This is a genomic window from Streptomyces sp. AM6-12, assembly GCF_044327085.1.
Taxonomy (GTDB): Bacteria; Actinomycetota; Actinomycetes; order Streptomycetales; family Streptomycetaceae; genus Streptomyces.
The window spans coordinates 686,867-713,437 of sequence record NZ_JBIQWN010000001.1 but is presented as its reverse complement, the minus strand read 5'-3'; the positions used below and the strand labels follow the sequence as shown (position 1 = coordinate 713,437).

13 protein-coding genes and 2 pseudogenes are annotated in these 26,571 nt (G+C 73.6%); 9 read left to right on the top strand and 6 right to left on the bottom strand.

Annotated elements, in window-relative coordinates; genetic code table 11:
* Nucleotides 1–6 precede the first annotated feature (6 nt).
* Entirely contained in the window at nt 7–651 is a 645-nt protein-coding gene (locus ACE4Q9_RS03040) for a peptide deformylase (RefSeq protein WP_397982638.1), read from the bottom strand.
* A gap of 218 nt (nt 652–869) precedes the next feature.
* Nucleotides 870–1,217 (bottom strand): tetratricopeptide repeat protein, encoded by a 348-nt coding sequence (locus ACE4Q9_RS03035; RefSeq protein ID WP_397982637.1) that lies wholly within the window; start codon nt 1,215–1,217, stop codon nt 870–872.
* Between the two features lie 190 nt (nt 1,218–1,407).
* On the opposite strand from ACE4Q9_RS03035, the gene dxs reads away from it, so the two are divergent.
* The gene (gene dxs, locus ACE4Q9_RS03030; protein WP_397982636.1) at nt 1,408–3,306 is read left to right on the top strand and encodes a 1-deoxy-D-xylulose-5-phosphate synthase; all 1,899 of its coding nucleotides are present in this window, start codon (nt 1,408–1,410) and stop codon (nt 3,304–3,306) included.
* A gap of 722 nt (nt 3,307–4,028) precedes the next feature.
* Here the strand turns inward: dxs and ACE4Q9_RS03025 are convergent.
* Entirely contained in the window at nt 4,029–5,153 is a 1,125-nt protein-coding gene (locus ACE4Q9_RS03025) for an XdhC family protein (protein ID WP_397982635.1), read from the bottom strand.
* Nucleotides 5,154–5,494: 341 nt separating this feature from the next.
* Between ACE4Q9_RS03025 and ACE4Q9_RS03020 the strand changes: the two genes are divergently transcribed.
* Complete coding sequence (locus ACE4Q9_RS03020; protein ID WP_397982634.1) at nt 5,495–6,355, top strand: SRPBCC family protein; 861 nt, start codon at nt 5,495–5,497, stop codon at nt 6,353–6,355.
* Here the strand turns inward: ACE4Q9_RS03020 and ACE4Q9_RS03015 are convergent.
* Together ACE4Q9_RS03015 and ACE4Q9_RS03010 are read right to left on the bottom strand one after the other, a co-directional pair.
* Entirely contained in the window at nt 6,316–6,507 is a 192-nt protein-coding gene (locus ACE4Q9_RS03015; protein WP_397982633.1) for a hypothetical protein, read from the bottom strand. The two genes, ACE4Q9_RS03020 and ACE4Q9_RS03015, sit on opposite strands and share 40 nt — an antisense overlap.
* 31 nt (nt 6,508–6,538) lie before the next feature.
* A pseudogene (locus ACE4Q9_RS03010) lies at nt 6,539–6,694 on the bottom strand (transcriptional regulator); the annotation flags it as partial.
* A 270-nt stretch (nt 6,695–6,964) separates the two neighbouring features.
* Here ACE4Q9_RS03010 and ACE4Q9_RS03005 point away from each other — a divergent pair.
* From ACE4Q9_RS03005 to htpG, 4 genes are all read left to right on the top strand, one after another.
* The gene (locus ACE4Q9_RS03005) at nt 6,965–7,444 is read left to right on the top strand and encodes a CrcB family protein (RefSeq protein ID WP_397982632.1); all 480 of its coding nucleotides are present in this window, start codon (nt 6,965–6,967) and stop codon (nt 7,442–7,444) included.
* Nucleotides 7,441–7,794: a DUF190 domain-containing protein gene (locus tag ACE4Q9_RS03000; RefSeq protein ID WP_397982630.1), complete on the top strand. Its 354-nt coding sequence runs from the start codon at nt 7,441–7,443 to the stop codon at nt 7,792–7,794. The genes ACE4Q9_RS03005 and ACE4Q9_RS03000 overlap by 4 nt, the downstream gene beginning before the upstream one ends.
* Nucleotides 7,791–8,165: a fluoride efflux transporter CrcB gene (crcB, locus tag ACE4Q9_RS02995; protein WP_397982629.1), complete on the top strand. Its 375-nt coding sequence runs from the start codon at nt 7,791–7,793 to the stop codon at nt 8,163–8,165. The genes ACE4Q9_RS03000 and crcB overlap by 4 nt, the downstream gene beginning before the upstream one ends.
* An 80-nt stretch (nt 8,166–8,245) precedes the next feature.
* Nucleotides 8,246–10,147, top strand: a complete 1,902-nt coding sequence (gene htpG, locus ACE4Q9_RS02990) for a molecular chaperone HtpG (RefSeq protein ID WP_397982628.1) — start codon at nt 8,246–8,248, stop codon at nt 10,145–10,147.
* An 87-nt stretch (nt 10,148–10,234) separates the two neighbouring features.
* Here the strand turns inward: htpG and ACE4Q9_RS02985 are convergent.
* Nucleotides 10,235–10,696 (bottom strand): annotated as a pseudogene (locus tag ACE4Q9_RS02985) (NUDIX domain-containing protein); the annotation flags it as partial.
* Between the two features lie 938 nt (nt 10,697–11,634).
* Here ACE4Q9_RS02985 and ACE4Q9_RS02980 point away from each other — a divergent pair.
* From ACE4Q9_RS02980 to ACE4Q9_RS02970, 3 genes are read left to right on the top strand one after another with little or no spacing between them, the layout of a single operon-like run.
* The gene (locus ACE4Q9_RS02980) at nt 11,635–17,928 is read left to right on the top strand and encodes an amino acid adenylation domain-containing protein (RefSeq protein ID WP_397982627.1); all 6,294 of its coding nucleotides are present in this window, start codon (nt 11,635–11,637) and stop codon (nt 17,926–17,928) included.
* 52 nt (nt 17,929–17,980) lie between these two features.
* The gene (locus ACE4Q9_RS02975) at nt 17,981–25,279 is read left to right on the top strand and encodes an amino acid adenylation domain-containing protein (RefSeq protein WP_397982626.1); all 7,299 of its coding nucleotides are present in this window, start codon (nt 17,981–17,983) and stop codon (nt 25,277–25,279) included.
* Nucleotides 25,276–26,571 carry a cytochrome P450 gene (locus tag ACE4Q9_RS02970; RefSeq protein WP_397982625.1) on the top strand — a complete coding sequence of 432 codons (1,296 nt, stop codon included), beginning with the start codon at nt 25,276–25,278 and terminating at the stop codon, nt 26,569–26,571. Before ACE4Q9_RS02975 ends, ACE4Q9_RS02970 begins: the two co-directional genes overlap by 4 nt.

Sequence of the window (26,571 nt, the reverse complement as noted above, 5' to 3'; positions counted from 1 at the left end):
GGCGCTCTACGGAAGTTCGAAGCCGAGGGCGGTCGCGGCCGCGGCCGGGGTCGGCTGGGACCACAGGGCGGCGACCGCCTCGTTGGTGGACAGCGAGCGCGGCTCGGCGCGGTCGAGGTAGAGCGTGCCGTCGAGGTGGTCCGTCTCGTGCTGCACGATACGGGCGGGCCAGCCGGTGAACACCTCGTCCACCGGGCGCCCCCGCTCGTCCGCGCAGCGCAGCCGCACCTCGGCGTGCCGGGCCACCACCGCCTGCCAGCCGGGCACGCTCAGGCAGCCCTCGAAGAACGCGGCGCGCGCGGTGCCGACGGATTCGTACACGGGGTTGACCAGCACCCGGAAGGGCTGCGGGCGCCGCCCCCTGACCGCGGCGATCTCCTCCGGGACCGGCGCCGGGTCCTCCAGGACCGCGATCCGCAGCTCCACGCCGACCTGGGGCGCGGCGAGGCCCACGCCCGGCGCGGCGTGCATGGTCAGGCGCAGCGCCTCGACGAAGCGGGCCAGCAGGGCGGGGCCGAGCTGGCCGTCGTACGCCTCGGTGGGGCGGCGCAGCACCGGCCGGCCGGCGGCGACGATGGGCAGAGGGCCGCCGGCGGCGAGGAGTTCCTCGACCCGTTCGGCGAGCGGCGCGTGATCACGGTCGGGTGCCATCGCGCCAGGATGCCACGGTGGCCCGCTCGGGGACGAGGCGCGCGGGCCGGTGCCGGGGCGTGCCGCCCGAGCGGGGCGGCGAGTCGCCTCGGGGTCGTGACAGGGCGGCGAGTCGCCCCCGGGCCGCGGCGGGGTGCCTCGGCGCGCCGTGGCGGGACGCGGGAGGACGACTCGTCGTGCCGTGGGAGGCCGCCTCGGTACGTGATGGCGGCGGCGCCTCAGTGCTGCGGGAAGTCGCCCGCCAGCGCGGCGGCGATGCGCAGGTGCCGCCCCGCCTCCTCGTGCCGCGCCTGCCGTTCGAGGGTGCGGCCCAGCATCAGCCGGGCGTAGTGCTCCACCGGGTCGCGCTCCACGATCAGCCGCAGCTCGGCCTCGGCCCGCCGCAGTTGCGCGGAGTGGTAGTAGGCGCGGGCCAGCAGCAGCCGGGGCCCGGTCTGCTCCGGCACCTCCTCCACCAGAGCGGCCAGCACGCGCGCCGCGCCCGCGTAGTCCTTGGCCGCGAAGAACGCCTGGGCACGCTCCCAGCGCTCGGCGGCGGTGCCGTGGTCGTAGTACGTGGTCTCCACTGGTGACCTCCTTCGGCGGGACAACGGCACCATGTAGTTCAATATTCCACTACTTCTTTCCTTCTCTTCACCGCTTTCCCGTGGGGCAACTCACCCGAGGGCGACTTCGCGAATCGGGAGGAATTGATAGCCTGTCACCTTCGCATTCCCTGTCCGCTTCCCCGTCCGCAGCGCCGAAGGAGAATGACGTATGGGCGTTCTGGAGACGATCCACGGCCCGCAGGACCTGAAGAAGCTCGACGCCGGTGAACTGGGGACGCTGGCGGGGGAGATCCGCGAGTTCCTCGTCAGCGCCGTCTCCCGCACCGGCGGGCACCTGGGCCCGAACCTCGGCGTCGTCGAGCTGACCATCGCGCTGCACCGGGTGTTCGAGTCCCCGAAGGACCGCATCGTCTTCGACGTCGGCCACCAGACCTATGTGCACAAGCTGCTGACCGGTCGCCAGGACTTCTCCAGGCTCCGCAAGGAGGGCGGCCTGTCTGGGTATCCCAGTCGCGCCGAGTCGCCGCACGACATCGTGGAGAACCAGCACGCCTCCGCCGCCCTGAGCTGGGCCGACGGCATCGCCAAGGCCGACCGCCTGACCGGCAGGCGCGACCGCTCCGTCGTCGCGGTGGTCGGGGACGGCGCGCTCACCGGCGGCATGACCTGGGAGGCGCTGAACAACATCGCCGCCGACAAGACCCTCCCGCTGGTCATCGTGGTCAACGACAACGGCCACTCTTACAACCCCACCATCGGCGGCCTCGCCAGCCACCTGGCCGCCCTGCGCACGACGGACGGCTACGAGCAGTTCCTGGAGCGCACCAAGGCCGTCCTCGACCGCACCCCGATCGTCGGCCGCTCGGTCTATGACGCGCTGCACGGCGCGAAGAAGGGCCTGAAGGACTTCATCGCCCCGCAGGGCATGTTCGAGGACCTGGGCCTGAAGTACGTCGGCCCGATCGACGGCCATGACATCGAGGCGCTGGAGTCGGCGCTGGCCCGCGCCAAGCGCTTCGGTGGCCCGGTCATCGTGCACTGCATCACCGAGAAGGGCCGCGGCTACAGCTTCGCCGAGGAGTCCGACGAGCGCTTCCACCAGGTCAAGGTGATCGACCCGGACACCGGCAAGCCGGTCGCCGTAGCCGGCGAGGACTGGACCAGCGTCTTCGGCGAGGAACTGGTCCGGCTCGGCGCCGAGCGCGAGGACATCGTGGCGATCACCGCGGCGATGCGCGGCTCCACCGGCCTCGCCCCCTTCGCCGAGCGCTTCCCCGACCGCTTCTTCGACGTCGGCATCGCCGAGCAGCACGCCGCTACCTCCGCGGCCGGCCTCGCCACCGCCGGGCTGCACCCGGTCGTCGCCGTCTACGCCACCTTCCTCAACCGCTGTTTCGACCAGCTCCTGATGGACGTGGCGCTGCACCGCTGCCCGGTGACCTTCATGCTGGACCGCGCGGGCATCACCGGCGACGACGGCGCCTCGCACAACGGCATGTGGGACATGGCCGTCCTCCAGGTCGTGCCGGGCCTGCGCATCGCCGCACCGCGCGACGCGACCCAGTTGCGGGCCCAGACGCGCGAGGCCGTCGAGGTGGCGGACGGGCCCACGGTGGTGCGCTATTCCAAGGGCACCGTCGGCCCCGAGGTGGCCGCCGTCGGCACGATCGCCGGCATGGACGTGCTCCGGGGCTCCGCCGAGGAGGGCGCCGATGTGCTCGTCGTCTCCGTCGGCGCGCTCGCCCCGATGTGCCTGGAGGTCGCCGACCGCCTCGCCGAACAGGGCATCGGCGCCACCGTCCTCGACCCGCGCTGGATCAAGCCGGTGAACGCGGCCCTGCCCGGTATCGCCGCCCGGCACCGGCTCGTCGTCACCGTCGAGGACGGGGTGCGGGCCGGGGGTGTCGGCGCCGCCGTCGCCCAGGCCCTGCGCGACGCCGAAGTGGACGTCCCCGTCAGGGACTTCGGTGTGCCCGCCGAGTTCCTCGACCACGCCGAACGCGGCCGGGTCCTGGCCCGCGTCGGGCTGACGGCCGCGGATGTCGCCCGCCGCGTCTCGGGCGTCTTCGCGGGTCTCGGCCGCGACGAGCTGGTCTTCCCCGGCTGAGCGAAACCCCTGGTCGAGCCCACGCCGACCCCGACCCCCGAGGCCCTGCCGCCGCCGGCCTCGGGCCCGCAGCCACGGCTGATGCCGGCCTCGGCTCCGGCTGCTGTCGGCCCCGGGGGGCGGTCCCGGCCGGTGCCGGCCTCGGACCCCGAGCCACGGCTGATGCTTTGGGTCCCGCTCCGGCTGATGTGGGCCTGCGGGGCTGGGTCTCTGCTGGTGTCGGGCTCAGCCTTGGCCGATGTCGGTCTCGGGGCCGCAGTCACGGTTGATGTCTCGGGCCCAGCCTGGTCGATGTCCGGGTTCCTGGATCTGGCTGTTGCCCGGTCTGGGGTTCGGCTTCGGCTGGTGTCGGGCTCCGAGACGCGGCCCCTGCCGGTCTCGGGACTGCGGCCATGGCTGATGTCTCGGGCCCAGCCCGGCTGATGTCCGGATTCCTGGACCCGGCCGTTGCCCGGCCTGGGGTTCGGCTCCGGGTGGTGCCGGACTCCGAGACGCGGCCCCGGCCGATGCCAGCCTCGGACCCTCAGCCCCGGCCGATGCCGCTCTTGGACCCGGCCTCCTCCCATGTCCGGGCTCCAAGACGCGGCCTCGGTCGATGTCGGCCTCCGGGATCAGTCACTTGCCGACACCGACACCGACACCGACCTCGGTCTCGCGGCCCGTGGCTGATGGCGGCCTGCGTACCCCTCGCGGATTCCGCAAGCCGCCAGCGGCAACCCGCGTCAGCGATGGATCGGCAGTGGCGTCATCTCCACCAGCCGCCGCCCCGTGCCGCCCCACCGCAGGGCGATGACCTCGGCCATGATGGCCACCGCCGTCTCCTCCGGTGTGCGGGCGCCCAGGTCGAGTCCGATGGGTGAGGACAGCCGGGACAGCTCCGCCTCGCTCATGCCCTCCTCGCGCAGCCGCCGCAGCCGGTCCTCGTGGGTGCGGCGGCTGCCCATCGCGCCGATGTAGCGGGCGGGCGTGCGCAGCGCCCGCTGGAGCAGCGGCACGTCGAACTTGGGGTCGTGGGTGAGGACGCAGATCACCGTGTTCTCGTCCACCTCGGCCGACTCCAGATACCGGTGCGGCCAGTCCACCACCAGCTCGTCCGCGTCCGGGAAGCGGCGTCGGGTGGCGAACACCGGGCGGGCGTCGCAGACGGTGACGTGATAGCCGAGGAACTTGCCGATCCGGGCCACCGCGGACGCGAAGTCGATGGCGCCGAACACCAGCATCCGCGGCGGCGGCGCGAACGACTCCACGAACACGGCGACGTCGTCGCGCCGCTCCTCGCCCGCGCGCCCGACCCGCACCACAGCGGTGCTGCCCTGCGCCAGCAGCCCCTGCGCCCGCTCGGCCACCGCGGCGTCGAGGCGGGCGTCACCGAGCGTGCCCCGCGCGTCCGACGGCGTGACGATCATCTGACCGGCGGGCGCGACCGCGGGTTCCGGCTCCGCGCCGCCGCCCTCGTCCGGCAGCGGCGACACCACCGCGACCGGCCGCCCCGCGCCCATCGCCGCCAGCACGCCCGGCAGCCCCGGAAAGCGGCCCGCGCCCGCCGGCCGCACCAGGATCTCGATGATCCCGCCGCAGGTCAGACCGACCGCCAGCGCGTCGTCGTCGCTGACGCCGTAGGTCACCAGGGTGGCCCTGCCGCTCTCCAGGACCTCGCGCGCCAGCTCGTACACCGCGCCCTCGACGCAGCCGCCGGAGACGCTCCCGATCACCTCGCCGTCCTCGGCGACCGCCAGCGACGAGCCCGCCTGGCGGGGCGCCGACTTCCAGGTCCGTACGACCGTCGCCACCGCGAACCGCTTGCCCGCCGCACTCCAGGAGGAGAGGCCCTGAGCGATGTCCCGCATCCGTGTGCCTCCTTCGGCGGCGTCCGCCACCGCCACACCCACCGCATACCCGTTCGGGCTCCTGGATCGACTATTCCGGCCCCGAACGCGCGGCGGAGATCCTGCGCCGCTCGGTGCCGGCCGCGAGCGAAACGCTGATCGCGTCCGCCACCGCGTGCATCGGCAAGGTCCGCGCGCTGGACTTGGGACACGGCTCCCGGCCTGGTGGAGGCCACGACTGGGCCCGCCGCGATGTGATCAGCACTCTCAGCGCGGTCGCCGAGAGTCCCGACGACCGTAGGTCCATCACCGGGGCCCTCGGGGAACTCGGCTATCCCGAAGAAGCGAGGAGACGGTAAGCCATGAAGATCGACAACGAGTTCCGGGTGGACGCGCCCCTGGAGCGGGCCTGGCAGGCGCTCACCGATCTGGAGAGCCTCGCCCCGTGTATGCCCGGCGCCCAGCTCACCGGGGTCGACGGCGATGTCTACCGCGGCAAGGTGAAGGTGAAGGTCGGGCCGGTGATCAGCCAGTTCCAGGGCACGGCCCGCTTCACCGAGCAGGACGAGGCCACCCACAGCGCGGTCATCAGCGCGTCCGGCAAGGACACCCGCGGCCAGGGCAACGCCTCCGCGACCGTGCACGCCCGGCTGCGGCCCGACGGCACGGGCACCGCGGTCAGCGTCAGCACCGACCTCACCATCAGCGGAAAGCTCGCCCAGTTCGGCAGCGGCATGATCAAGGAGATCTCCGAGAAGCTGTTCGCGCAGTTCGTGGCGAACGTGGAGGAGCAACTGCTGCACAAACCGGAGGCGGCGGCACCCGAGGCGGCACCGGAGGCGGCGGCACCGGAGGCGGCGGAGGACACCGCGCAGGGCCCGGCCGCGGAGTCCGCGCCCGCGACCGCCGCCGAGCCGTCCACTGCCGAGCCGACCGCCGTGAAGCCGACGGCCGTCAAGCCGTCCGCCGCCGAGCGGGCTGCTGCGGAACCGGCCGCCGCCGAGGCCGTACGGCCCTCGCCGCCCCCGCGGTCCGAGGCCGCCGCCGCGCCCCGCCCGGAGACCCGGCCCCGGCAGCCCGCGCCGGAGAACGAGCCCCTGGACCTGATGCGGTACGCCGGGAATTCGGTCTGCAAGCGGCTCGTCCCGGTGGCCGTCGGCGCGGTCGTCGGCGGCGTGGTGACCTACTGGGCGGTGCGCCGGAACCGGAGCCCGGGGCGATGACGCAGGCCGAGCCGTTCCTGCCCGCCGTCGACCGGGCCGCCTTCGCCGTGGCGCTCGCCGACCGGCTGCCGGAGACCGCCGTCGACGAGGTCCTTGCCGTCGGCGTACGTCACCGCCAGCGCCACCCCGGTGCCGTGCGTGGCCTCGTCCACCGCCGCGGTGGCTCTGGAAGATCCGCTGGCGGATCTCGGTGAGGATCCGGTGCGTGGCCCGCATCAGGTCGGCCATGTCACCGCCGGAGAGCTGGTAGACGACCGTCGAGCCCTCGCGGGTGGAGGTGACGGTGCCCGAGCGGCGCAGCACCGCCGGCTGCCGTATCCGCACGGGGTGGCCGAGCATCCGGAAGAACTCGGCCTTCGCGCGATTCCGCTGGTCGGTTCGCCCCGCTGCGGGCCCGCCCCGGACCGCGGGCCCCGGATCACGGCCCGCCCCGGATCACGGCCCGCCCCGGATCTCGGGTCCGCTATCCTGGTCGCGCGGCACGGCTTCGGTGGCCGCACGGTGGTGGGTCCCGCCGTACTCAACCGCGGCGATGACGCCGCCAATGGTCCCTCCTGACGACGAAGTGCGCCCCGGTACGCGTGGGCGCCCTGTGACGAGGAGGCCCATGTGGCAGAGCGGACCGCGCTGAACGCATCCACCGAACGCGTCATCGAGCAGCCCCCGCCGGCCCGTCGGCGCGTGCCGTGGCGCGCGCAGGCACCGGTCCTCGCGGCCGTCGCCGCCGGTGGTGCCCTCGGGGCGTGCGCCCGCTACGCCGCCGCGCTGCTGTGGCCGACCGCGTCCGGCGCCTTCCCGTGGACCACGTTCTGGGTGAACGTTGCCGGCTGCGCCGTCATCGGCGTCTTCATGGTCGTCATCACCGACCTCGGGGCCGGACACCGCCTGGTCAGACCCTTCTTCGGCACCGGGGTGCTCGGCGGGTTCACCACCTTCTCCACGTACACCGTGGACATCGAGCGCCTGACCGGTGCCGGCCGGGCCACCACCGGCCTGCTCGACCTCGCCGCGACCGCGTTCGGCGCCCTCGCGGCCGTCTGGACCACCGCGCACCTCACCCGGCGCGTCATCGAGTGGAGGGCATCATGACGACAACCACCGTTCCCGGCGTCCGGCTCACGGTCGTCGTCGGCGAGGACGACAGGTGGCACCACAAGCCCCTCTTCGCGGAGATCGTGCACCGGGCCCACCGGGCCGGACTGGCCGGCGCCAGCGTGTTCCGGGGCGTGGAGGGGTTCGGCGCGACCTCCCTGATCCACACCAGCCGGCTGCTGTCCCTCAGCGAGGACCTGCCGGTGGCCGTCGTCATCGTCGACACCGAGGAACGCGTCCGGGCCTTCCTGCCCCAGCTCGACGAGCTGGTCGGGGAGGGCCTGGTGACCATCGACCACTGCGAGATCCTGTGCCGCAACGGCATCGAAGACAAGGAGAGTCCGTGAACTGGCTGCTGGTCATCGCCGGAGCGGCCGTCGGCGCGCCGCTGCGCTACCTGACCGACCGCACCGTGCAGTCCAGGCACGACACCGTCTTCCCCTGGGGCACCTTCACCGTCAACGTCGTCGGCAGCCTCGTCCTCGGCCTGGTCACCGGGGCGGTCGTCGCCGGCGGGATGTCCTCGAACCTCCAGCTGCTGCTCGGCACCGGGCTGTGCGGGGCGCTGACCACGTACTCCACGTTCTCCTACGAGACACTGCGGCTCGCAGAGGACGGCGCGCGCTTCCTCGCCGCCGCCAACGTCGTCGCGAGCGTCGTCGCCGGACTCGGCGCCGCCTTCCTGGGCGCGGCCCTCGCCCAGTCCCTCTGGGCCTGATGTGACCCCCCGCCGTGACATGGTGTTTTACAGTGGCTGCCGCCAGTTCCGACGACAGGACCTGTGAGGTATCCGCGAACATGTCGACGCAGACGTTTGAGTTTCAGGTGGAGGCGCGTCAGCTGCTCCAGCTGATGATCCACTCCGTGTACTCGAACAAGGATGTCTTTCTGCGCGAACTCATCTCCAACGCCTCCGACGCGCTGGACAAGCTGCGCCTGGAGAAGCTGCGGGACGACGCGCTCGACGTCGATGTGTCCGACCTGCACATCGAGTTGGACATCGACAAGGAGGCCCGCACCCTGACCGTGCGGGACAACGGCATCGGTATGTCGTACGAGGAGGTCGGGCAGCTCATCGGCACCATCGCCAACTCCGGCACCGCCGAATTCCTGCGCGAGCTGCGCGAGTCCAAGGACACGGCCGGTGAGGAGGGGCTCATCGGCCAGTTCGGCGTCGGCTTCTACTCCGGGTTCATGGTGGCCGACGAGGCGACGCTGGTGACCCGGCGGGCCGGGGAGAGCCAGGGCACCCGCTGGACCTCGCGCGGCGAGGGGACGTACACCCTGGAGCCGGTCGAGGACGCGCCGCAGGGCACCTCGGTCACCCTGCACCTCAAGCCCGCCGACCCGGAGAACCAGCTCCACGACTACGCCTCCCCGTGGAAGATCAGGGAGATCGTCAAGCGGTACTCGGACTTCATCACCTGGCCGATCAGGATGAAGCCCGAGGGCGCGGGCGACGACGGCGAGCAGAAGCCCGAGACCCTCAACTCCATGAAGGCGCTGTGGGCGCGGCCGCGCGACCAGGTGTCCGACGCGGAGTACCACGAGCTGTACAAGCACATCGGGCACGACTGGCGCGACCCGCTGGAGACCGTCCGGCTCCAGGCGGAGGGCACCTTCGAGTACCAGGCGCTGCTCTTCATCCCCGAGCACGCGCCCCACGACCTGTTCACGCGGGACTTCCGGCGGGGCGTGCAGCTGTACGTCAAGCGGGTGTTCATCATGGACGACTGCGAGGCGCTGCTGCCGCCGTACCTCCGCTTCGTCAAGGGCGTGGTCGACGCGGCGGACCTTTCGCTCAACGTCTCCCGCGAGATCCTCCAGCAGGACCGGCACATCGAGATGATGCGCCGCCGTCTGACGAAGAAGGTCATCTCCACCGTCAAGGACCTGATGGGCGAGGAGTCGGAGCGGTACGCCACGTTCTGGCGGGAGTTCGGCACCGTCCTCAAGGAGGGCCTGGTCACCGACGCGGAGAACCGGGAGGCGCTGCTCGCCGTCGCGTCGTTCGCGAGCACGCACCACGAGAGCGAGCCGACCACGCTGAAGCAGTACGTGGAGCGGATGAAGGACGGCCAGGAGGACATCTACTACCTGACCGGCGAGTCCCGCCAGGCCATCGAGAACTCCCCGCACATGGAGGCGTTCCGCGACCGGGGCATCGAGGTGCTGCTGCTCACCGACGCCGTGGACGAGGTGTGGGTCGACGCGGTCGGCGAGTACGAGGGCAAGAAGCTGCGCTCCGTCGCCAAGGGAGAGTTCGACCTCGACCCGAAGGACGAGGAGGCCGGCGCCGACGAGGAGCGGGAGAAGCGGAACGAGGCGTACGCCGGTCTGCTGGAGTGGATGGGCAAGCGGCTGGAGGACGACATCAAGGAGGTACGGCTGTCCTCGCGGCTCACCGTCTCCCCGGCCTGCATCGTCTCCGACGCGCACGACCTGACCCCGGCCCTGGAGAACATGTACCGCGCCATGGGCCAGGAGGTGCCGCGGGCCAAGCGCATCCTCGAACTCAACCCCGGCCACGCGTTGGTCAAGGGCCTCAACGAGGCCTACGCGCAGCGCGGCGACGGCAGCGAACTCGCCGAGACCGCCGAGCTGTTGTACGGCCTCGCGGTCCTCGCGGAGGGCGGCCAGCCGAAGGAGCCGGCGCGCTTCGTGAAGCTGATGGCGGAGCGGCTGGAGAAGGCGCTGTAGGGGACGTACGGGCGAGGGCGGGCGCCGCGTCCGTCGACTCGGCGGCCCCGCCCTCTCCTTGGTTCCCGGTTCCCGGCCCCCTGGCTCTTAGGTGTACGGGGTGAAGTGCGCCGGCGAGTGCGCGATGGGCAGTTCGGGGCGCCACGCGGTGAGGATCTGCGCGCTGCACACGAACAGGCCGTCGGGCAGCCGGTCCAGGGGGTACCAGGCCCAGTCGCCGACCCGCTCGTCCGGCTGGGTGGCCGGCTCGCCCCGCCACGTGGTGACGAGGGCGCCGACGGTGACCCGTACGACGTCCCCGACGTGGTCGACCAGCGTGCCCAGCAGCCTGACGTCCTCGGTCCGCACGAGCAGCCCGGTCTCCTCGGCGAGTTCCCGTACGACGGTCTCCGCCAGCCCCTCCCCGGCCTCCACGGTGCCGCCCGGCAGTTCGAGGGTGCCGCGCTGGTGGCGGCCCAGGAGGATGCCCCGCTCGCCGAGGACGATCGCGCCGACGCCGAGGGCGGCGTGCGGGACGGGCGGCTTGGCCGAGCGTTCGCGGCTGGTGAGGGTGCGGGCGTCCGGTGCGGACACGGGGGACTCCTGGGTGAGCGGGGTACGGAGGGCAGACGGGCCCCTGGAACCGGGCGCCGTCACCATGGTTCTACCAGCTCAGTCACTCGTGTCGGCCGGGCCGTCCTCGAACTGGACCGGACAGACTGCCGGTTCGTGCAGCGGCAGCTTGAGCCAGGCCCCCGCCGGGCACCGCCGGCGGCGACGGCCGCGAGGACCGGTGCCTGCGTGCGCCACGGCACGCGCCGACGCGGTACTGGACACCCGCCAGCATGAGTACGAGTCCGTGGATGCTTCCGTCGTCCAGCTCCCCGGACCACCCATCCCGGAGCCCGGCAGGGTCGACGAACAACTCCGGGTCCCAGCCGACTTTCGCGGCGACATATCCGCGGAACCGAGCGAGCAATTCGTAGAGCTGACAGCCCAGTTCGGATAGTTCTTCCGCGGTGAGCCGCGTTCTGGGGAGGCTGCCGTCCAGGCCGCAATGCCAACTGACGGCCAGCGGCAGGATCGAGAGTTCGACGTACGAGCCCACCTTCGCCAGCATCGGCCGGTGCAGGGGAATGCGGTGGGCGCCGGCGTGCAGTACCCACGGCTTGGGACCGATGCGGGCGGCGGCCTGAGCCGCCTCGGCGTCGGCCGAAGTTCACCACGAGCATGAAACAGATCGCCACGGTTCTTCTGCCTCCCGTTCCGGACCTGGCGCCCGCACGGCCCAGGTGAGATCACACGGACGCATGATCCCCGATCGCCACGCCACCTCGTCCCGGAACATCGCCCCCAACCCTTCGGACGCCAGGGCAGTTCCGGGGAAGGGGGAGGAACCTCCCTCCCCGGAACCGCAGTCGACTCTGCTCGCACCGCTGCGTCTTCTTCCCTGGGGAGTGTCGACGCGCGGCGGCAGGCTGCTGGGAAAAGACGGCTGGGAGGCGACAGTGACAACAGGTCCGGCCCCTGCGGGGGCGCCGAACGACGTGGACACCCGCACGGCATCCTTCGCGCAGCGCCGGCTGTGGTTCATGGACCAGCTGGCGGGGTCCTCCAGCGGGTCGATGCTGCCGCTGGTGCTGCGGTTGCGCGGGCGCCTCGACGCCGGCCTGCTGGAGCGGTCGCTGGCCGGCATCGTGGCCCGGCACGAGGTGCTGCGGACGCGGTTCACCGCCGTCGACGGGGAGCCGGTACCCGTCGTGGACGCCCCCGCCCCCTTCACGCTGCGCCGGATCACCGCGGACGGCCCCGCCGACCTGTACGCCCGCTGCCTGGGCCGCCCCGTCGACCTCGCCGCCGAGCACCCGGTCCGCGCCACGCTCGCCCGCGTCGGAGACGACGAGCATCTGCTGCTCGTCGAGGTCCACCACATCGCCGTGGACGGGTGGTCCTGGGGCGTGCTGCTGGCCGAACTGGCCGCCGGATACCGGGGCGAGCAGGTCGAACCGCCCGCCGTGCAGTACGCCGAACTCGCCCGGGCGCAGACCGAACGGCTCTCCGGCGCCCGCCTGGAGCGGCTGCTCGGGTACTGGCGTGACCGGCTGACCGGGCTGACCCCGCTGGAGCTGCCCGCCGACCGGCCGCGCCCCCGCCGCTGGGACGGCTCCGGTGACGTCGTCCGCTTCGATCTGCCCGCCGAACTCGTCACCGACGTGGACGAGTTGGCACGGTCCCGGCGCACCACCCGGTACACGGTGCTGCTCACCGCCTACCAGGCGCTGCTCGGCCACTGGTCGGGCCGTACCGACGTCGCCGTGTGCAGCACGCTCGCGGACCGGGCCCAGCGCGGCGCCGCCGAGCTGATCGGCCCGCTGGTGAACACCGTCGTGCTGCGCACGGACCTGTCCGGGCGGCCCGGCTTCGACGCGCTGCTGGAGCGGGTACGGCGGCGGGTGCCGGCCGACCTCTCGCATGCCGAGGCGCCCTTCGATCTGGTGGTCGGCGCGCTCGGCGGGTCCCGTGACCTGTCCCGGCATCCGCTCGCCCAGGCGTCGTTCACCCTGCTCAACTCCCCGATCCGGCAGGTGCGGATGACGGACCTGGAGGTGACGCTGGTCGAGCCGCCGCTGGCCGAGACCCCGCTGGACGTCTTCCTGGACCTGACCCTGCGCACGGACGGCAGCATCGCCGCCATCCTCCAGTACGCCACCGCCCTCTTCGACGCGGCCACGATGCGCGCCTTCGCGCAGGCGTACGTCGCCCTGCTGCGGGCCGTGCTCGCCGAACCCGGCACGCCAGTCAGCGAGTTGGCGCGGGCCCTGCCCGTCGGGCCCGGCGCGCCCGCGCGGCCGAAGGATACCTGGCACCACGCCCCGGACCGGCCCGCCGCCCCCGCGGCACCGGTCGCCTTCGCCGGGCGGCCCGAGGCGATCGCGCTGCGCTGCGGCGACGACAGCGTCACATACGCCCAACTCGACGCCATGGCGGGCGGACTGGCCGCCGCGCTCAGCGCCGCCGGAGTCACCGCGGGCAGCCCGGTCGGCGTCGTCCTGCGCCGCGGCCTGTGGTCGGTCGCCGCCATCGAGGGGATCTGGCGGGCCGGCGGGGCGTACGTGCCGCTCGACCCCGAACTGCCCGCGCAGCGCCTCGCGTTCATGGCAGAGGAGGCCCGGCTCGCCTGCGTCGTCACCGCACCGGCGACGGCCACCGTCGCCGCCTCGCTCGCCCCTGCCGCCGTCGACGTCACCGCCGTCACCCCGGACCCGGACGGACCCCGCCACCGGCCCGACCCCCGCCAACTCGCCCACGTCATCTTCACGTCCGGATCCACCGGCCGCCCCAAGGCCGTCGGCGTCGAACACGCCGCGCTCGCCTCGCACGTGGCCGCCGCCCGGCAGCGCCTCGGCATCACCGCCGCCGACCGGGTGCTGGCCTTCGCCTCCTTCTCCTTCGACGCCTCCCTGGACCAGGTGCTGCCCGCCCTCACCTGCGGCGCCACCGTCGTCATGCGCCCCGAGGAGCCCTGGCTGCCCACCCAGGTACCGGAGATCGTCCAGCGGCACGAGCTGACCGTGGTCAACGTGCCGCCCACCTACTGGTCCGAGCTGGCCCTCTCCCTCGACCGGCGGCTCGCCGCAGCCCTCGCCCCGCTGCGGCTGCTGGTCCTCGGCGGCGAGGCGGTCCCGGCCGACACCCTCGCCGTCTGGCGGGCCGCCGTGCCCTGGGTGCGGGTCTGCAACGCCTACGGGCCCACCGAGACCACCGTCACTGCCACCACCCACGACGCGGACGAACCGCCCGCCGACAGCGTGCCCATCGGCCGCCCGCTCGGCGACCGGAGCGTGTACGTGGTGGACACGGACGACGAGCAGGTGCCCGTCGGGGTGTCCGGCGAACTCCTCATCGGTGGCACCGAGTTGGCGCGCGGCTATCTCAACCGGCCCGCGCTGACCGCCGAACGCTTCGTGCCCGACCCGTACGGCCCGCCCGGCGGCCGCCTCTACCGCACCGGCGACCTGGTGCGCTGGACGTCCGCGGGCGAGCTGGAGTTCGTCGGCCGCCGCGACGACCAGGTCAAGATCCGGGGCTTCCGCGTCGAACTCGGCGAGGTCGAGGCCGTGTTGCGGGCCTGCCCGCAGGTCGCCGCGGCCGCCGTCCGGCCCGACCGCGTCACCGGACAGTCCCTGACCGGCTATGTCGTGCCCGCTCCGGACGCACCCGAGGCGCCCGGCCGGGCGGAGCTGCGGGCCTGGTGCGCCCGCTCACTGCCGCACTACGCCGTCCCCTCCGACTTCGTCACCCTGGACGCCCTCCCGGTCGGCGTCTCCGGCAAGCTCGACCGTACCGCCCTGCCCGATCCCGACCGCGGCCGCCCGGCCGACGACGCCGCCTTCACCGCGCCCCGCGACGAGACCGAGCGGATCGTCGCCGAGGTGTGGGCTGATGTGCTCGGCCTGGAGCGGATCGGCATCGACGACAGCTTCTTCGACCTGGGCGGGCACTCCCTGCTCGCCACCATGGCGGTCTCCAGGATCGCCGGGCGCCTCGGCCGGGACATCGAGTTGCGCACCGTCTTCGAGCACCCGACCGTGCGCGGCTTCGCCCCGTGCGTGGCCGGTGCCCGCGCTGCCGGAACGGCCGAGGTGGCGCCCGTCGACCGTACCCGCCCGCTGCCCCTGTCCTTCGCGCAGGAGCGCCTGTGGTTCCTGGACCGCACCTCCGACCGCGGCGACTCCTACCTGCTGTGGTACTGCCTGCGGGTGCGCGGCGGACTCGAACGGGCTGCCTGGCAGCAGGCGTTGGACGATCTGGTGGCTCGGCACGAGGTGCTGCGCACGGCGCTGACCGAGTCCGACGGCCGCCCCGTGCAACGGGTGTGCGACCCGATGGGCGTGCCCCTGCACTGGGAGGCGGTGCCGGACGGCCCGGACGCGGAGTCCCGCCTGGAGGCCGTACGGCGGCGGGCTGTGACCCTCGCCACGCGCCGCTTCGAACTCGACCGGCCGCCGCTGCTGCGGGCCGGTGTGTGGGAGCTGGCCGACGACGACCACGTGGTGCTGCTCGCCCTGCACCACGCCGTCACCGACGGCTGGTCCCAGGGCGTCCTGCTGGACGAGCTGGCCCACCACTACGCGGCCCGGCGGGCGGGTCGGGCGGCCCAGCTTCCGCCGCTGCCCGTGCAGTACGGCGACTTCGCCGTGTGGCAGCGCGAACGCGCCGAGAACGGCGGGCTGGATTCGCAACTCGCTTACTGGGAAGAGTCGTTGGCGGAGACGCCGGTCTTGGAGCTGCCGACCGACCGGCCCCGGCCGGCCGCGTTCACCGGGCGGGGCGGTGCCGTCGAGATCGACCTGCCCGCCGGTCTGGTGCACCGCGTGGACGCCTTCGCCCGTGAGCGCGGCGCCACCCGGTTCATGGTGCTGCTGGCCGCCGCCCAGGCCGTGCTGGCCCGCTGGTCCGGGCAGACCGACGTCCCGGTGGGCACCCCCGTCGCCGGGCGCGGCCGCCTCGAACTGGAGCCGCTGATCGGCTTCTTCGTCAACACCGTGGTGCTGCGCACGGATCTGTCCGGGCGGCCAACCTTCGCCGGACTGGTGGACCGGGTGCGCGAGGTGGTGCTGGGCGCCTTCGACCACCAGGAGGTGCCGTTCGAACAGGTCGTGGAGCGGCTGCGCCCCGCCCGCGACCTGTCCCGCAATCCGCTGTTCCAGGTGATGGTGGACGTCCAGGACGCGTCCACCGGCGGCGCCGGGCTGCCGGGGCTCGACACGAGCGTCTTCCAACTCCCCTGGGGATCGGCGAAGTTCGATCTGACGGCCACCTTCGTGGTGCGGCCCGGCGGATTCGCCCTCAACGTCGAGTACGCCGCCGACCTGTTCGAACCGGCCACCGCCACCCGCTTCGCCCGGCACGTCGGACGACTGCTGGAAGCCGTCCTCGCTGATCCGGACACCCGCGTCGACGCGGCGCCGCTGCTGTCCGCGGGGGAGCGTGAGCTGCTGGTGGCGACAGGGGGCCGCGAGGTGCCGGCCGCACCGGCCTTCCGGGTGGCAGGCCGCCCCGAGGACCCCGCCGTGGTGTGCGAGGGCACGAGCCTCGACTACGCCCAACTGGACGCGTCGGCAGGAGGTTTGGCTGCGCACCTCGCTGCTGGGGGAGTCGCCCCTGGTGACCGGGTCGGGGTGTGCATCGGGCGGGGCGTCTGGTCCGTGGCCGCGATGCTCGCCGTCTGGCGGGCGGGCGGCGTCTACGTCCCGCTCGACGCCCGGCTGCCCGAGGACCGGCTCCGGTACATGCTCCGGGAAGCCGGGGTCCGGCACCTGGTCGCCGACGCGCACACCGGCGAGCAGGTCGCCGCGCTCGGGGTGACGGCCGTAGCCGTCGAGGACGTACGGCCCCTGCCCGGTGGACCGCGGTACACGCCCGATCCGGGCGAGCTGGCGTACGTCATCTTCACCTCGGGCTCCACCGGCCGTCCCAAGGCCGTCGGGGTCGAGCACCACGCCCTGGACGCCCATGTGGCCACCGCCCGCGAGCGGTTCGCGCTCACCGCCGGGGACCGGGTGCTCACCTTCGCGTCCACCTCCTTCGACGCCTCCCTGGAGCAGATCCTGCCCGCGCTGAGCACCGGCGCCACGGTGATCGTGCGCCCGGACGAGATCTGGGCCCCGGAGGAACTGGCCGCACGGGTCGCGGCCGAGCGGGTCACCGTCATGGAACTCACCCCGTCCTACTGGGCGGAACTCGTCACCCACCTGGACCGGCTCGCCCCCCGGCTCGCCTCGCTGCGGCTGCTGGTGACCGGCGGGGAGGCGCTGCCCGCCGACCCGCTGGAGCGGTGGTTCGGACACCTGCCTCACGTGCCCGTGCTCAACACCTACGGACCCACGGAATCCGTCATCTCGGCCACCGCGCACACCGTCCACGGCGCCGGTGGCGCACGGGTGCCGATCGGCCGGCCCCTGGGCGGTCGTCGTGCCTATGTGGTCGATGCCCTGGGCGAACTCGTCCCCGAGGGCGTGCCCGGTGAACTCCTCGTCGGAGGAAGCGAGTTGGCGCGCGGATACCTGGGACGGCCGGCGCTGACCGCCGAGCGGTTCGAGCCCGACCCGTTCGGGCGACCCGGCGGGCGGCTGTACCGCACGGGGGATGTCGTACGCCGGCTGCCCTCCGGCGAAATGGAGTTCCTCGGCCGTAACGACGACCAGGTGAAGATCCGCGGGTTCCGCGTCGAGCCCAAGGAGGCCGAGGCGGTGCTGCGCCGCCATCCCGGAGTGCGGGGCGCGGCGGTCCTCGTACGCCCCCTGCGCGGCGAGCCCGCCCTGGTGGCCTACGTCGTCGGCGACGGACTGTCCGAGGAAGTCCTCCGGACCCACTGCCGGGCCCGGCTGCCGCACTACCTGGTGCCGTCCGCGTTCGTCCGGCTCGACGCGCTGCCGCTGACGGTGCAGGGCAAGCTGGACACCGCCGCCCTGCCCGAGCCCGCCGCCCCCGAGTCGGACGCCTTCGTGGCACCGCGCACCCCGGCCGAGACGGTCGTCGCCCAGATCTGGTGCGAGGTGCTTGACCTGCCGCGGGTCGGCGTCCACGACGACTTCTTCGCCCTGGGCGGCCACTCCCTGCGCGCCGTCGCGGTCGCCTCCCGGCTGCGCACCGCGTTCGACTGCCCGCTCCAGGTCCGGGACCTGTTCGAGCACCCCACGGTGGCGCGCCTCGCCGCCGAGGTGGAGCAACGGCTGCTGGAACTGATCTCGCAGATGAGCGACGACGAGATCGACCTCTCCCTCACCGCCGACTTCTGAGGGCCACCCGCCCCGACACCGTCTCCTTCCCCATGAGTTGAGGAGTGCCCTCATGACCACATCCGACGTACGCCCCGGACCCGCCGCCCCGTCCGCCGGGCTCTCCCCGGCCGCCCGGCGCCTGCTGGAGCGGCGGCTGCGCGGACTGACCGGCGCCCGCGACGACGGCCCGGTCCGCGTCAGCCCGCGCCCCGACCGCATCCCGCTGTCGCCCGCACAGCAGCGCCTGTACTTCCTGGACCGCCTCGACCCCGGTGCCGCCACCTATCTGCTGCCCGCCGCCTGGCGGTTCACCGGCCCGCTGGACCTGCCCGCGCTGCGCGCCGCCGTCACCGACCTCACAACCCGGCACGAGCAGCTGCGGGCGGTCTTCCCCGAGCACGAGGGTGTGCCGTACCAGCGGATCGTGCCGCCCGACTCCGGCTGCCTGGACGTGGTGGACGCCACCGACCCGGCCGGCGCGGACCCGGAGCGGCGGCTCGCCACCACCGTGCACGCCGCCGCCCTGCGCCCCTTCGACCTCGGCCGGGAACCCGCCTTCCGCGCCACCCTCGTCCGCGCCGGCGACGACGACCATGTGCTGGTCCTCGGCATGCACCACATCGTCTCCGACGGCTGGTCCCTCGGCCTGATCGTCCGCGACCTGACCGAGCTGTACCGGGCGAGGACCCGCAACCGCTCCGCCGAACTGCCCGAACTGCTCCTGGACTACACGGACTACGCGATCTGGCAGCGGGGCGGCGACCAGTCCGCCGCGCTCGACCACTGGCGCACCCGGCTGGCCGGCCTCACCCCGCTGGAGCTGCCCACCGACCACCCCCGCCCCGACACCCCCGGCAGCCGCGGCGAGGCCCACACCCTCACCCTGCCGCCCGCACTGACCGACGCCCTCGCCACGCTCGGCCGGCGCGCGGGCACGACGACGTACATGACGGTGCTGGCCGCCTTCCAGGCCGCGCTGGCCTTCCACAGCGGGCAGCAGGACATCGCAGTCGGCACCGTCGTGGCCAACCGGGAGCGGCCCGAGACCGAACAGCTCGTCGGATTCTTCGTCAACACCCTCGTGCTGCGCGGCGACTTCACCGACGACCCCACCCCGGCCGCGCTGCTCGCCCGCACCCGCGAGCGGGTCCTGGAGGCATTCTCCCACCAGTCGCTGCCGTTCGAGCGGGTCGTGGAGGCGCTGAGCCCCGAGCGCGACCTCGCCCGCAACCCGCTCGTGCAGGTCCTCTACACGCACACCGACACCGGTGGCTCCGCGTTCGACCTCGGCGCGGCCACCGGGGCGCCGTACCGGATCGACCTGACCACCGCCAAGTTCGACCTCACCCTCGACCTGCGCGAGAGCGACGGCCGCACCGAACTGTCGTTCGTCTACCGGCCCGACCTGTACGACGCCGCCTCCGTCGCGGCCCTCGCCCGGCACACCGTGAACCTGCTGGAGGCGTTCTGCGCCACCCCGGACACCCCGCTCAGCGCCATCGACCCGCTGACCCCCGCCGAACGCGCCCACCTGCTCGGCCCGCACGGGCCCGCGAACACCGGTAACGAGCCCCGGTCCACCCCGCACACCGCTCCCGACCGGCTCGCCGAGCACATCCGCCGGGCGCCGGAGGCGATCGCGGTGCGCGGCACCCGCTCCCCGGCCCACGACCGGCCCGGAGCGGACGCCTCCCACACCCTCACCTACGCCCAACTGGACGCATCGGCATCCCGCCTGGCCCGGCGGCTGCGCGCCGCCGGGGTGACCCCCGGCTCCCTGGTCGGCGTCTGCCTCGACCGCACCCCCGACCTGGCCGTCGCCCTGCTCGCCGTCTGGCGGGCCGGCGCCGCCTACCTCCCGCTCGACCCCTCCCACCCGAAGGCCCGCCGCGAGTTCACCGTCGCCGACTCCGGCATCGAGTGGATCGTCACCGACAGCGCGACCCGCGGCGCCGTGGACCAACTCCCCGTCAGAATCATGGCCCTTGACGAGGAGAGCGCCGAGGCGGAGAGCCCCGACATCCTTCCCGCGCCCGCCGATCTCGCCTACGTCATCTACACCTCCGGCTCCACCGGCCGCCCCAAGGGCGTCGAGGTCACCCACGCCAACCTGGCCTGGCTGCTGGCCGCCGCCGACCACCACTTCGACTTCGGCCCGCACGACGTGTGGACGCTGATGCACTCACCCGCCTTCGATTTCTCGGTCTGGGAGCTGTGGGCCCCGCTGACCAGCGGCGGACGCGTGGTCGTGCTCGGCGCCGACGAGGTGCGCGACCCGGCCGCCGTGCGCCGGGTGCTGCGCGAGGAGGGCGTCACCGTCCTCAACCAGACCCCGGCCGCCTTCAAGGGCCTGCGCGCCCACCTGGCGGACACGGGCGGCGGCTTCGCCGAACTTCCGCTGCGGACAGTCGTGTTCGGTGGCGACGCGTTCGACGTCCGTGACTACGGCGACTGGTTCACCGCCCCGGGCGACAAGCCCGCCCTGGTGAACATGTACGGCATCACCGAGACCACGGTGCATGTCACCTTCCGCGCCATCACCGAGGAGGACGTGCACGGCACCGTCCGTTCCCCCATCGGCCGCCCGCTCACCGGCCAGCACGGGTACGTCCTCGACGCCGGGGGCCGGCTCGTGCCCCCCGGCAGCGTCGGCGAGCTGTACGTCTCCGGCGGCGGCGTGGCCCGCGGGTACCGCAACCGGCCCGAGCTGACCGCCGAACGCTTCCTGGACGACCCCTTCGGGACACCCGGCGCCCGGATGTACCGCACCGGCGACCTCGTACGGGTCCTGTCCGACGGCGAGTTGGCGTACGTCGGCCGCGCCGACCATCAGGTGAAGATCCGCGGCTACCGCATCGAACCCGGCGAGATCGAGACCGCGCTGCGCGCCCTGCCCGGCGTCGCCGATGTCGCCGTGGTCGCCCGCCGGGACGGCGACACGGCCCGGCTGGTCGCCCACGTCGTCACCCCGGAGGCCCGCCCGCTCGACCCGCCCGCCCTGCGCGAGGGGCTGCGGCTCACCCTGCCCGACTACATGGTCCCCGCGCTGTTCGTCCGGCACGAGCGGCTGCCGCTGACCGCCAACGGCAAGGTGGACCGCGCCGCGCTGACCGCCGTCGCCCCCGCCGCGACCGGACCCGGCACCCATGTGCCGCCCGAGGGCCCGGTGGAGCGGGCGCTGGCCGGGGTGTGGAGCCAGGTGCTCGGCGCCGAACACGTGGGCCGCGGCGACAACTTCTTCGACCTGGGCGGCGATTCGATCCTGGCGCTGCGCCTGGTCGGACTCGGCCGGCTCGCCGGGCTCGGCTTCTCCGTCGCCGACGTCTTCCGCGCCCGCACCCTCGCCGACCTCGCCGTCCTCGTCACCGACGCCGTCGACGCACCTGACCCCGTCGCCCCGTTCTCCCAGCTCGACCCCGCCGACGCGGGCCGGCTGCCCGACGGCCTGGAGGACGCCTACCCGCTGACCATGCTCCAGGCCGGCATGCTGCACGAGATGCTCGCCGACCCCCGGCGCGGCGCCTACCACAACGTCACCGACCTGAAGATCAGCACCCCCGAGGGCTTCGACCTCGACGCGTTCCAGGCGGCCGTGGACGCGGTGGTCGCCGGACACCCCATCCTGCGCAGCTCCGTCGACCTCGTCACCTACCGCGAACCCCTCCAGCTGGTCCACCGCACCGCCCGGCTGCGGGTCGGCTACACCGATCTGCGCGGCCTGCCCCGCGATCGACAGCGGGCGCGGCTGCGGGAGTTCGTGCGGGAGGAGTTCGAGCGGCGCTTCGACCTGGCCGCCGCCCCCCTGGTCCGCATCCACCTGCACCACATCACCGACCACGATCTGCGGCTCGTCCTCACCGACTGCCATGTCGTACTGGACGGCTGGAGTCTCACCTCGCTCGTCGCCGACCTGCTCGCCCTGCACCGGGAGGCCGTTGCCCACGGCACCACGCCCCTGCCCCCGCGGGCCCCCGCGTTCGCCGAGTACGTGGCCCTGGAGCGGACCGCCCTCGACAGCGAGGAGTCACTGGCGTACTGGCGCGACACCCTCGCCGACCTGCGCCCGGTGACCTTCCGCCGGCGGGTGCGCGGCGGCGCGGACGCGGAGCGGCAGCCGGTGCACGAGGTCCGGCGCTCCTACGCCCACCTCGCCGGACGCATCGGCAAGCTGGCCAAGGACGCCGGGGTACCGCGCCGGACCGTGCTGCTCGCCGCTTTCCACCACACCATGAGCCTGTTCGCCGACCGCGACGAGAGCGCCCTCGGACACAGCATCGGCCTGGTCACCAACGGACGGCCCGAGATACCCGGCGCCGACCGGATGCGCGGACTGTTCCTGAACACCGTGCCGTTCGGCGTCGCCCGCCCGCGCGGCAGCTGGCGCGACTATCTGCGGGACGTGTTCGCGGCCGAGCAGGAGATGCTGCCGCACCGCAGGGTGCCCCTGGTCCGCATCGCCCAACTTCGGCCCACCGAACCGAACCTGACGGACACGGTCTTCAACTACGTCAACTTCCACCGGCTCTCGCACGACTCCTGGGACGACTCGCTGGAGATCGCCCGGACCATGTTCCCGCTGCTGGTCAACGCCAGCGTCAACGCCTTCACCCTCGACGTGGACCCGGAGTTCGTCACCCCCGCCACGGCCGAGCAACTCGCCGACGTGTACTGCGCCCAGCTGGAGGCCATGGTCGCGGCGCCGGACGCGCGGGTCACCCGGCCCGCGCTCACCGGCGCGGCCCGCGCCACCGCCCTCGACGTCTGGGCGCGCGGACCCGAGATCCCGTCCTCGCCGCTGATGCTGCACGAGCACATCGCGGGACACGCGGCCCGCACCCCGGACGCGGTCGCCGTCGAGCACCGCGGACAGCAGCTGTCGTACCGCGAACTCCACAAGCAGGCAGAGCAGTTGGCACGGCGGCTCCGCTTGCTGGGGGTCGGCCCGGAGACGGTCGTCGGCATCTGCGCCGAGCGCGGTCCGGACCTGGTGCGGGCCGCCGTCGGGGTGCTCCGCTCCGGCGGTGCCTTCCTGCCGCTCGACCCGCAACACCCCACCGAACGCCTGAAGTTCATGGCCGACGACAGCGGCATGCGGGTCCTGCTGACCCAGCGTGCCCTCGACGGCACGGTGCCCTTCGACGGCCCCGTGCTCCACCTGGACGCCCCCGCCGCCCCCGTGGGGCCCGTGCCCGGCCGGGAGCCCGACGCCGACACCCTCGCCTACATCATCTACACCTCCGGCTCCACCGGCACCCCCAAGGGCGTCGCCCTTCCGCACCGCGGACTGTCCAACATGCTCGAAGGCCAGCGCGACCTGGTACGCCCCACCCCCGAGGACCGGGTGCTCCAGTTCGCCTCCTTCGGCTTCGACGCCTCGATCCTGGAACTCACCTGGTCCCTCGCCAACGGCGGGCGCCTGATCACCGCGCCCAAGGAGGACCTGCGCCCCGGCCCCGACCTCGCCCGCACCCTCCGCGAGGCGCGCGTCACCTGCGCCATGCTGCCGCCCAGCGCGCTCGCGGTGCTCGGCGAGGACCACTTCCCCGAGCTGCGGGTCCTCCAGGTCGCCGGCGAGTCCTGCCCGGCCGAACTCGCCGACACCTGGTCGCGCGGGCGCCGCTTCCACAACGTCTACGGCCTCACCGAGACCTCCGTGTGGTCCGTCGCCGCCGAACTGTCACCGGGCCAGGGACAGCCGCCCATCGGCACCCCGATCCGCAACACCCGCATCCACGTCCTCGACGACGACCTCCAGCCCGTCCCGGCCGGCGTCCCCGGCGAGATCTACCTCGGCGGACAGGCCGTCGGCCGCGGCTACCTCGGCCGGCCCGGACTCACCGCCGCCACCTACGTGCCCGACCCCTACGGGCTGCCCGGCGAGCGGCTGTGCCGCACCGGCGACCTCGGCACCCACCGGCCCGACGGCTCGGTGGAGTGGCTCGGCCGCCGCGACTCACAGGTCAAGCTGCGCGGCTTCCGCATCGAACTCGGCGAGATCGAGCACGCGCTGCGCGGGCTCCCCGAGGTCCGGCAGGCCGTCGTCCTGCACCGCACCGACCTGCCCGGCGGCGAACCGGCCCTCGTCGCCTACCTCGTCCCGCGCGCCGGCGCCCGGCTCGCGCCCGAGGAACTGCGCCGCGCCCTGCGCGCCTCGCTGTCCGCCTACATGATCCCCGCCCGGTTCGTGCTCCTCGGCGAGCTGCCCGTCAACCGCAGCGGCAAGATCGACAAGCGGGCGCTGCCGCTGCCGCCCGCCGAACTCGACCAGAGCGACACCGAGTACGTCGCCCCGGCCACGGCGGCGGAGAAGGTCCTCGCCGAGATCTGGCGGGAGGTCCTCGGCCTCGCCCGCATCGGCGTTCACGACGACTTCTTCCGCATCGGGGGCAGCTCCCTGTCCACCGTAAGGGTCTCCCTGATGGCCGCCGGGCGCGGTCTGACGGTCTCCGTCGGCGACCTGATCGAGCACCCCACCATCGCCCAGCTCGCCGAACACGCCACCCGCGCCGCGGGCACGGGCCTGCCCGCCGCCGTCACCTCCGAGGTGCGGCTGCGCGAAGGCACCGGCGAGCCGCTGTGGTGCGTGCACCCCACGGGCGGCAGCGCCGCCTGGTTCGTACCGCTCGCCCGCGCCCTGCCGCCCGGCCGGCCCGTGCACGCCTTCCAGGCGCGCGGACTGCTCGGCGGGGTGGACCCGAGCACCGTCACCGGAATCGCCGCCAACTACGTCGCGGAGATCACCGACCGGCCCGCGGACCCCACCGCCGGGCGGACTCCGCACACCCTCCTCGGCTGGTCCATGGGCGCCAACATCGCCCTGGAGATGGCCACCCAGCTGCACCGCGCCGGGCAGCCGGTGTCCCCGCTCGTCCTGATCGAGCCGTACCTGCCCAACCCCGCCGCCCGCGCCCGCCTGAACGGTGTCACCGACGACCTGCGCACCGCCTGGCGCCGGCGCGACCTGATCCGGCAGCTGCCGCCCGGCCCGGAACGCGACCGGGCCACCGCCGAACTCACCGCCACCCTGCTGGGCGCCGGCATGAGCCCCGCCGAGGCGGCCCTCGTGGAGAACGCGCCCATCGAGGTGTGGCACTCGCTGCTCGCCGCCCTCGCCGGCTATGAGGTCCGCCCCTACCCCGGCCACATCCACCTCGTGGTCGGCAGCGAGGCCGCCGGGCTGCCGCGCGGACGCACCATGCCCGGCCTGGACGTCGACTACGACACCTACCTCGCCCGCTGGCGCGAGGTGGCCGGCGACGCGCTCACCGTGCACATCAGCGAGGGCGACCACATGTCGATGATGGCCGAGCCGAGGGTCACGGGCATCGCGGACATCCTCGTCGCGATCCAGGAAGGGGAGAACCGATGACGACGGCGGCCCCGATGACCCCTACGACCCCGGCGGCCCCGGCGAAGACCGGCGCCCCGCAAGCCCCCCGGACCGGTGCCCCCTTCACCGAGCGCTACCTCCTGTCCCCGGACATGATCGCCGACCCCTACGGGCACCTCGACGCCCTGCGCGCGCACGCCCCCGTGCACTGGAGCCCGATGCACCACGCCTGGCTGGTCACCGGCTACGACCAGGTGATGCGCTGCCTGCGCGACCCCGCCGTCTCCGCCGACCGGGTACGGCCCCTGATGGACGCCGTACCGCAGGGCGCCCGCGAGGACGCCGAGCGGGCCTTCGGGATCCTGTCCCGCTGGATGGTGTTCAACGACCCGCCGCAGCACCGCAGGCTGCGGCAGGTCTTCCAGGAGGCGTTCGCGGCACGGGCGGTGGCCCGCTACCGGACCTTCACCGAGAAGGCCACCCGCGCCGTCCTCGCCCGCAAGGCCGTCCCCGGCCGCACCGGCGACCTGATGGCCGACGTGGCCAAGCCGCTGCCCGCCCTGGTGTTCGCCCGCTGGCTCGGCATCCCCCGCACCGACGCCGCCGCCTTCTGGTACTGGAACGCCCGCGTCGCCGACCTCGTGCTCGGCACCGCCCAGGAGGAGAGCGAGTACCGGGCCTCCCTCCAGGCGCTGGTGAGCCTGGAGGACTACCTCGCGGAACTGGTCGCCAGGCGGCGCGCCGAACCCGCCGACGATCTGATCAGCCAGGTGCTGAGGGAGGGCCGGGTGGGGGAGTCGGTCACCGAGGAGGAGTTCGTCGGGATGCTCACCCAGATGGCGTTCGCCGGCGGGGAGACCACCAGCAACCTCATCGCCAACACCGTCCTCGCCCTGCACACGCACCCCGGCCAACTCGCCGCCGTACGCGCGGATCCCGCGCTCGCGCAGGGCGCCGTGGAAGAGGCGCTGCGCCTGGACGGCCCCTCCAAGATGTCGATCCGCGCCGCCGTGAGCGACCTGGAGCTGGACGGCCACACCCTGCGGGCGGGCGACCGGATCTTCCTGGTGACCGCCGCCGCCAACCGCGACCCCGCCCGCTTCCCCGACCCCGGCCGGTTCGACGTCCGCCGCACCGGCGCCACCCACCTCGGCTTCGGCTTCGGCGCCCACTTCTGCATCGGCGCCGCGCTGGCCCGGCTGGTGGCCGTCGCCGCCGTCGGGACGCTGGTCCGCGACCACCCGGACCTCACCCTCACCGACCCCGGCGCGCTCACCTGGCAGCCGTCCCTCCTCAACCGCAGCCTCACCGCGCTGCCCGTCCGCTACTGA

Bases quoted from the DNA above. Each gene is read 5' to 3' on its own strand.
- ACE4Q9_RS02975 (WP_397982626.1), top strand. From the start codon at position 17,981: ATGACCACATCCGACGTACGCCCCGGACCCGCCGCCCCGTCCGCCGGG.
- ACE4Q9_RS03025 (WP_397982635.1), bottom strand. From the start codon at position 5,153: ATGCGGGACATCGCTCAGGGCCTCTCCTCCTGGAGTGCGGCGGGCAAG.
- ACE4Q9_RS03020 (WP_397982634.1), top strand. From the start codon at position 5,495: ATGAAGATCGACAACGAGTTCCGGGTGGACGCGCCCCTGGAGCGGGCC.
- htpG (WP_397982628.1), top strand. From the start codon at position 8,246: ATGTCGACGCAGACGTTTGAGTTTCAGGTGGAGGCGCGTCAGCTGCTC.
- ACE4Q9_RS03000 (WP_397982630.1), top strand. From the start codon at position 7,441: ATGACGACAACCACCGTTCCCGGCGTCCGGCTCACGGTCGTCGTCGGC.
- dxs (WP_397982636.1), top strand. From the start codon at position 1,408: ATGGGCGTTCTGGAGACGATCCACGGCCCGCAGGACCTGAAGAAGCTC.
- ACE4Q9_RS03040 (WP_397982638.1), bottom strand. From the start codon at position 651: ATGGCACCCGACCGTGATCACGCGCCGCTCGCCGAACGGGTCGAGGAA.
- ACE4Q9_RS02970 (WP_397982625.1), top strand. From the start codon at position 25,276: ATGACGACGGCGGCCCCGATGACCCCTACGACCCCGGCGGCCCCGGCG.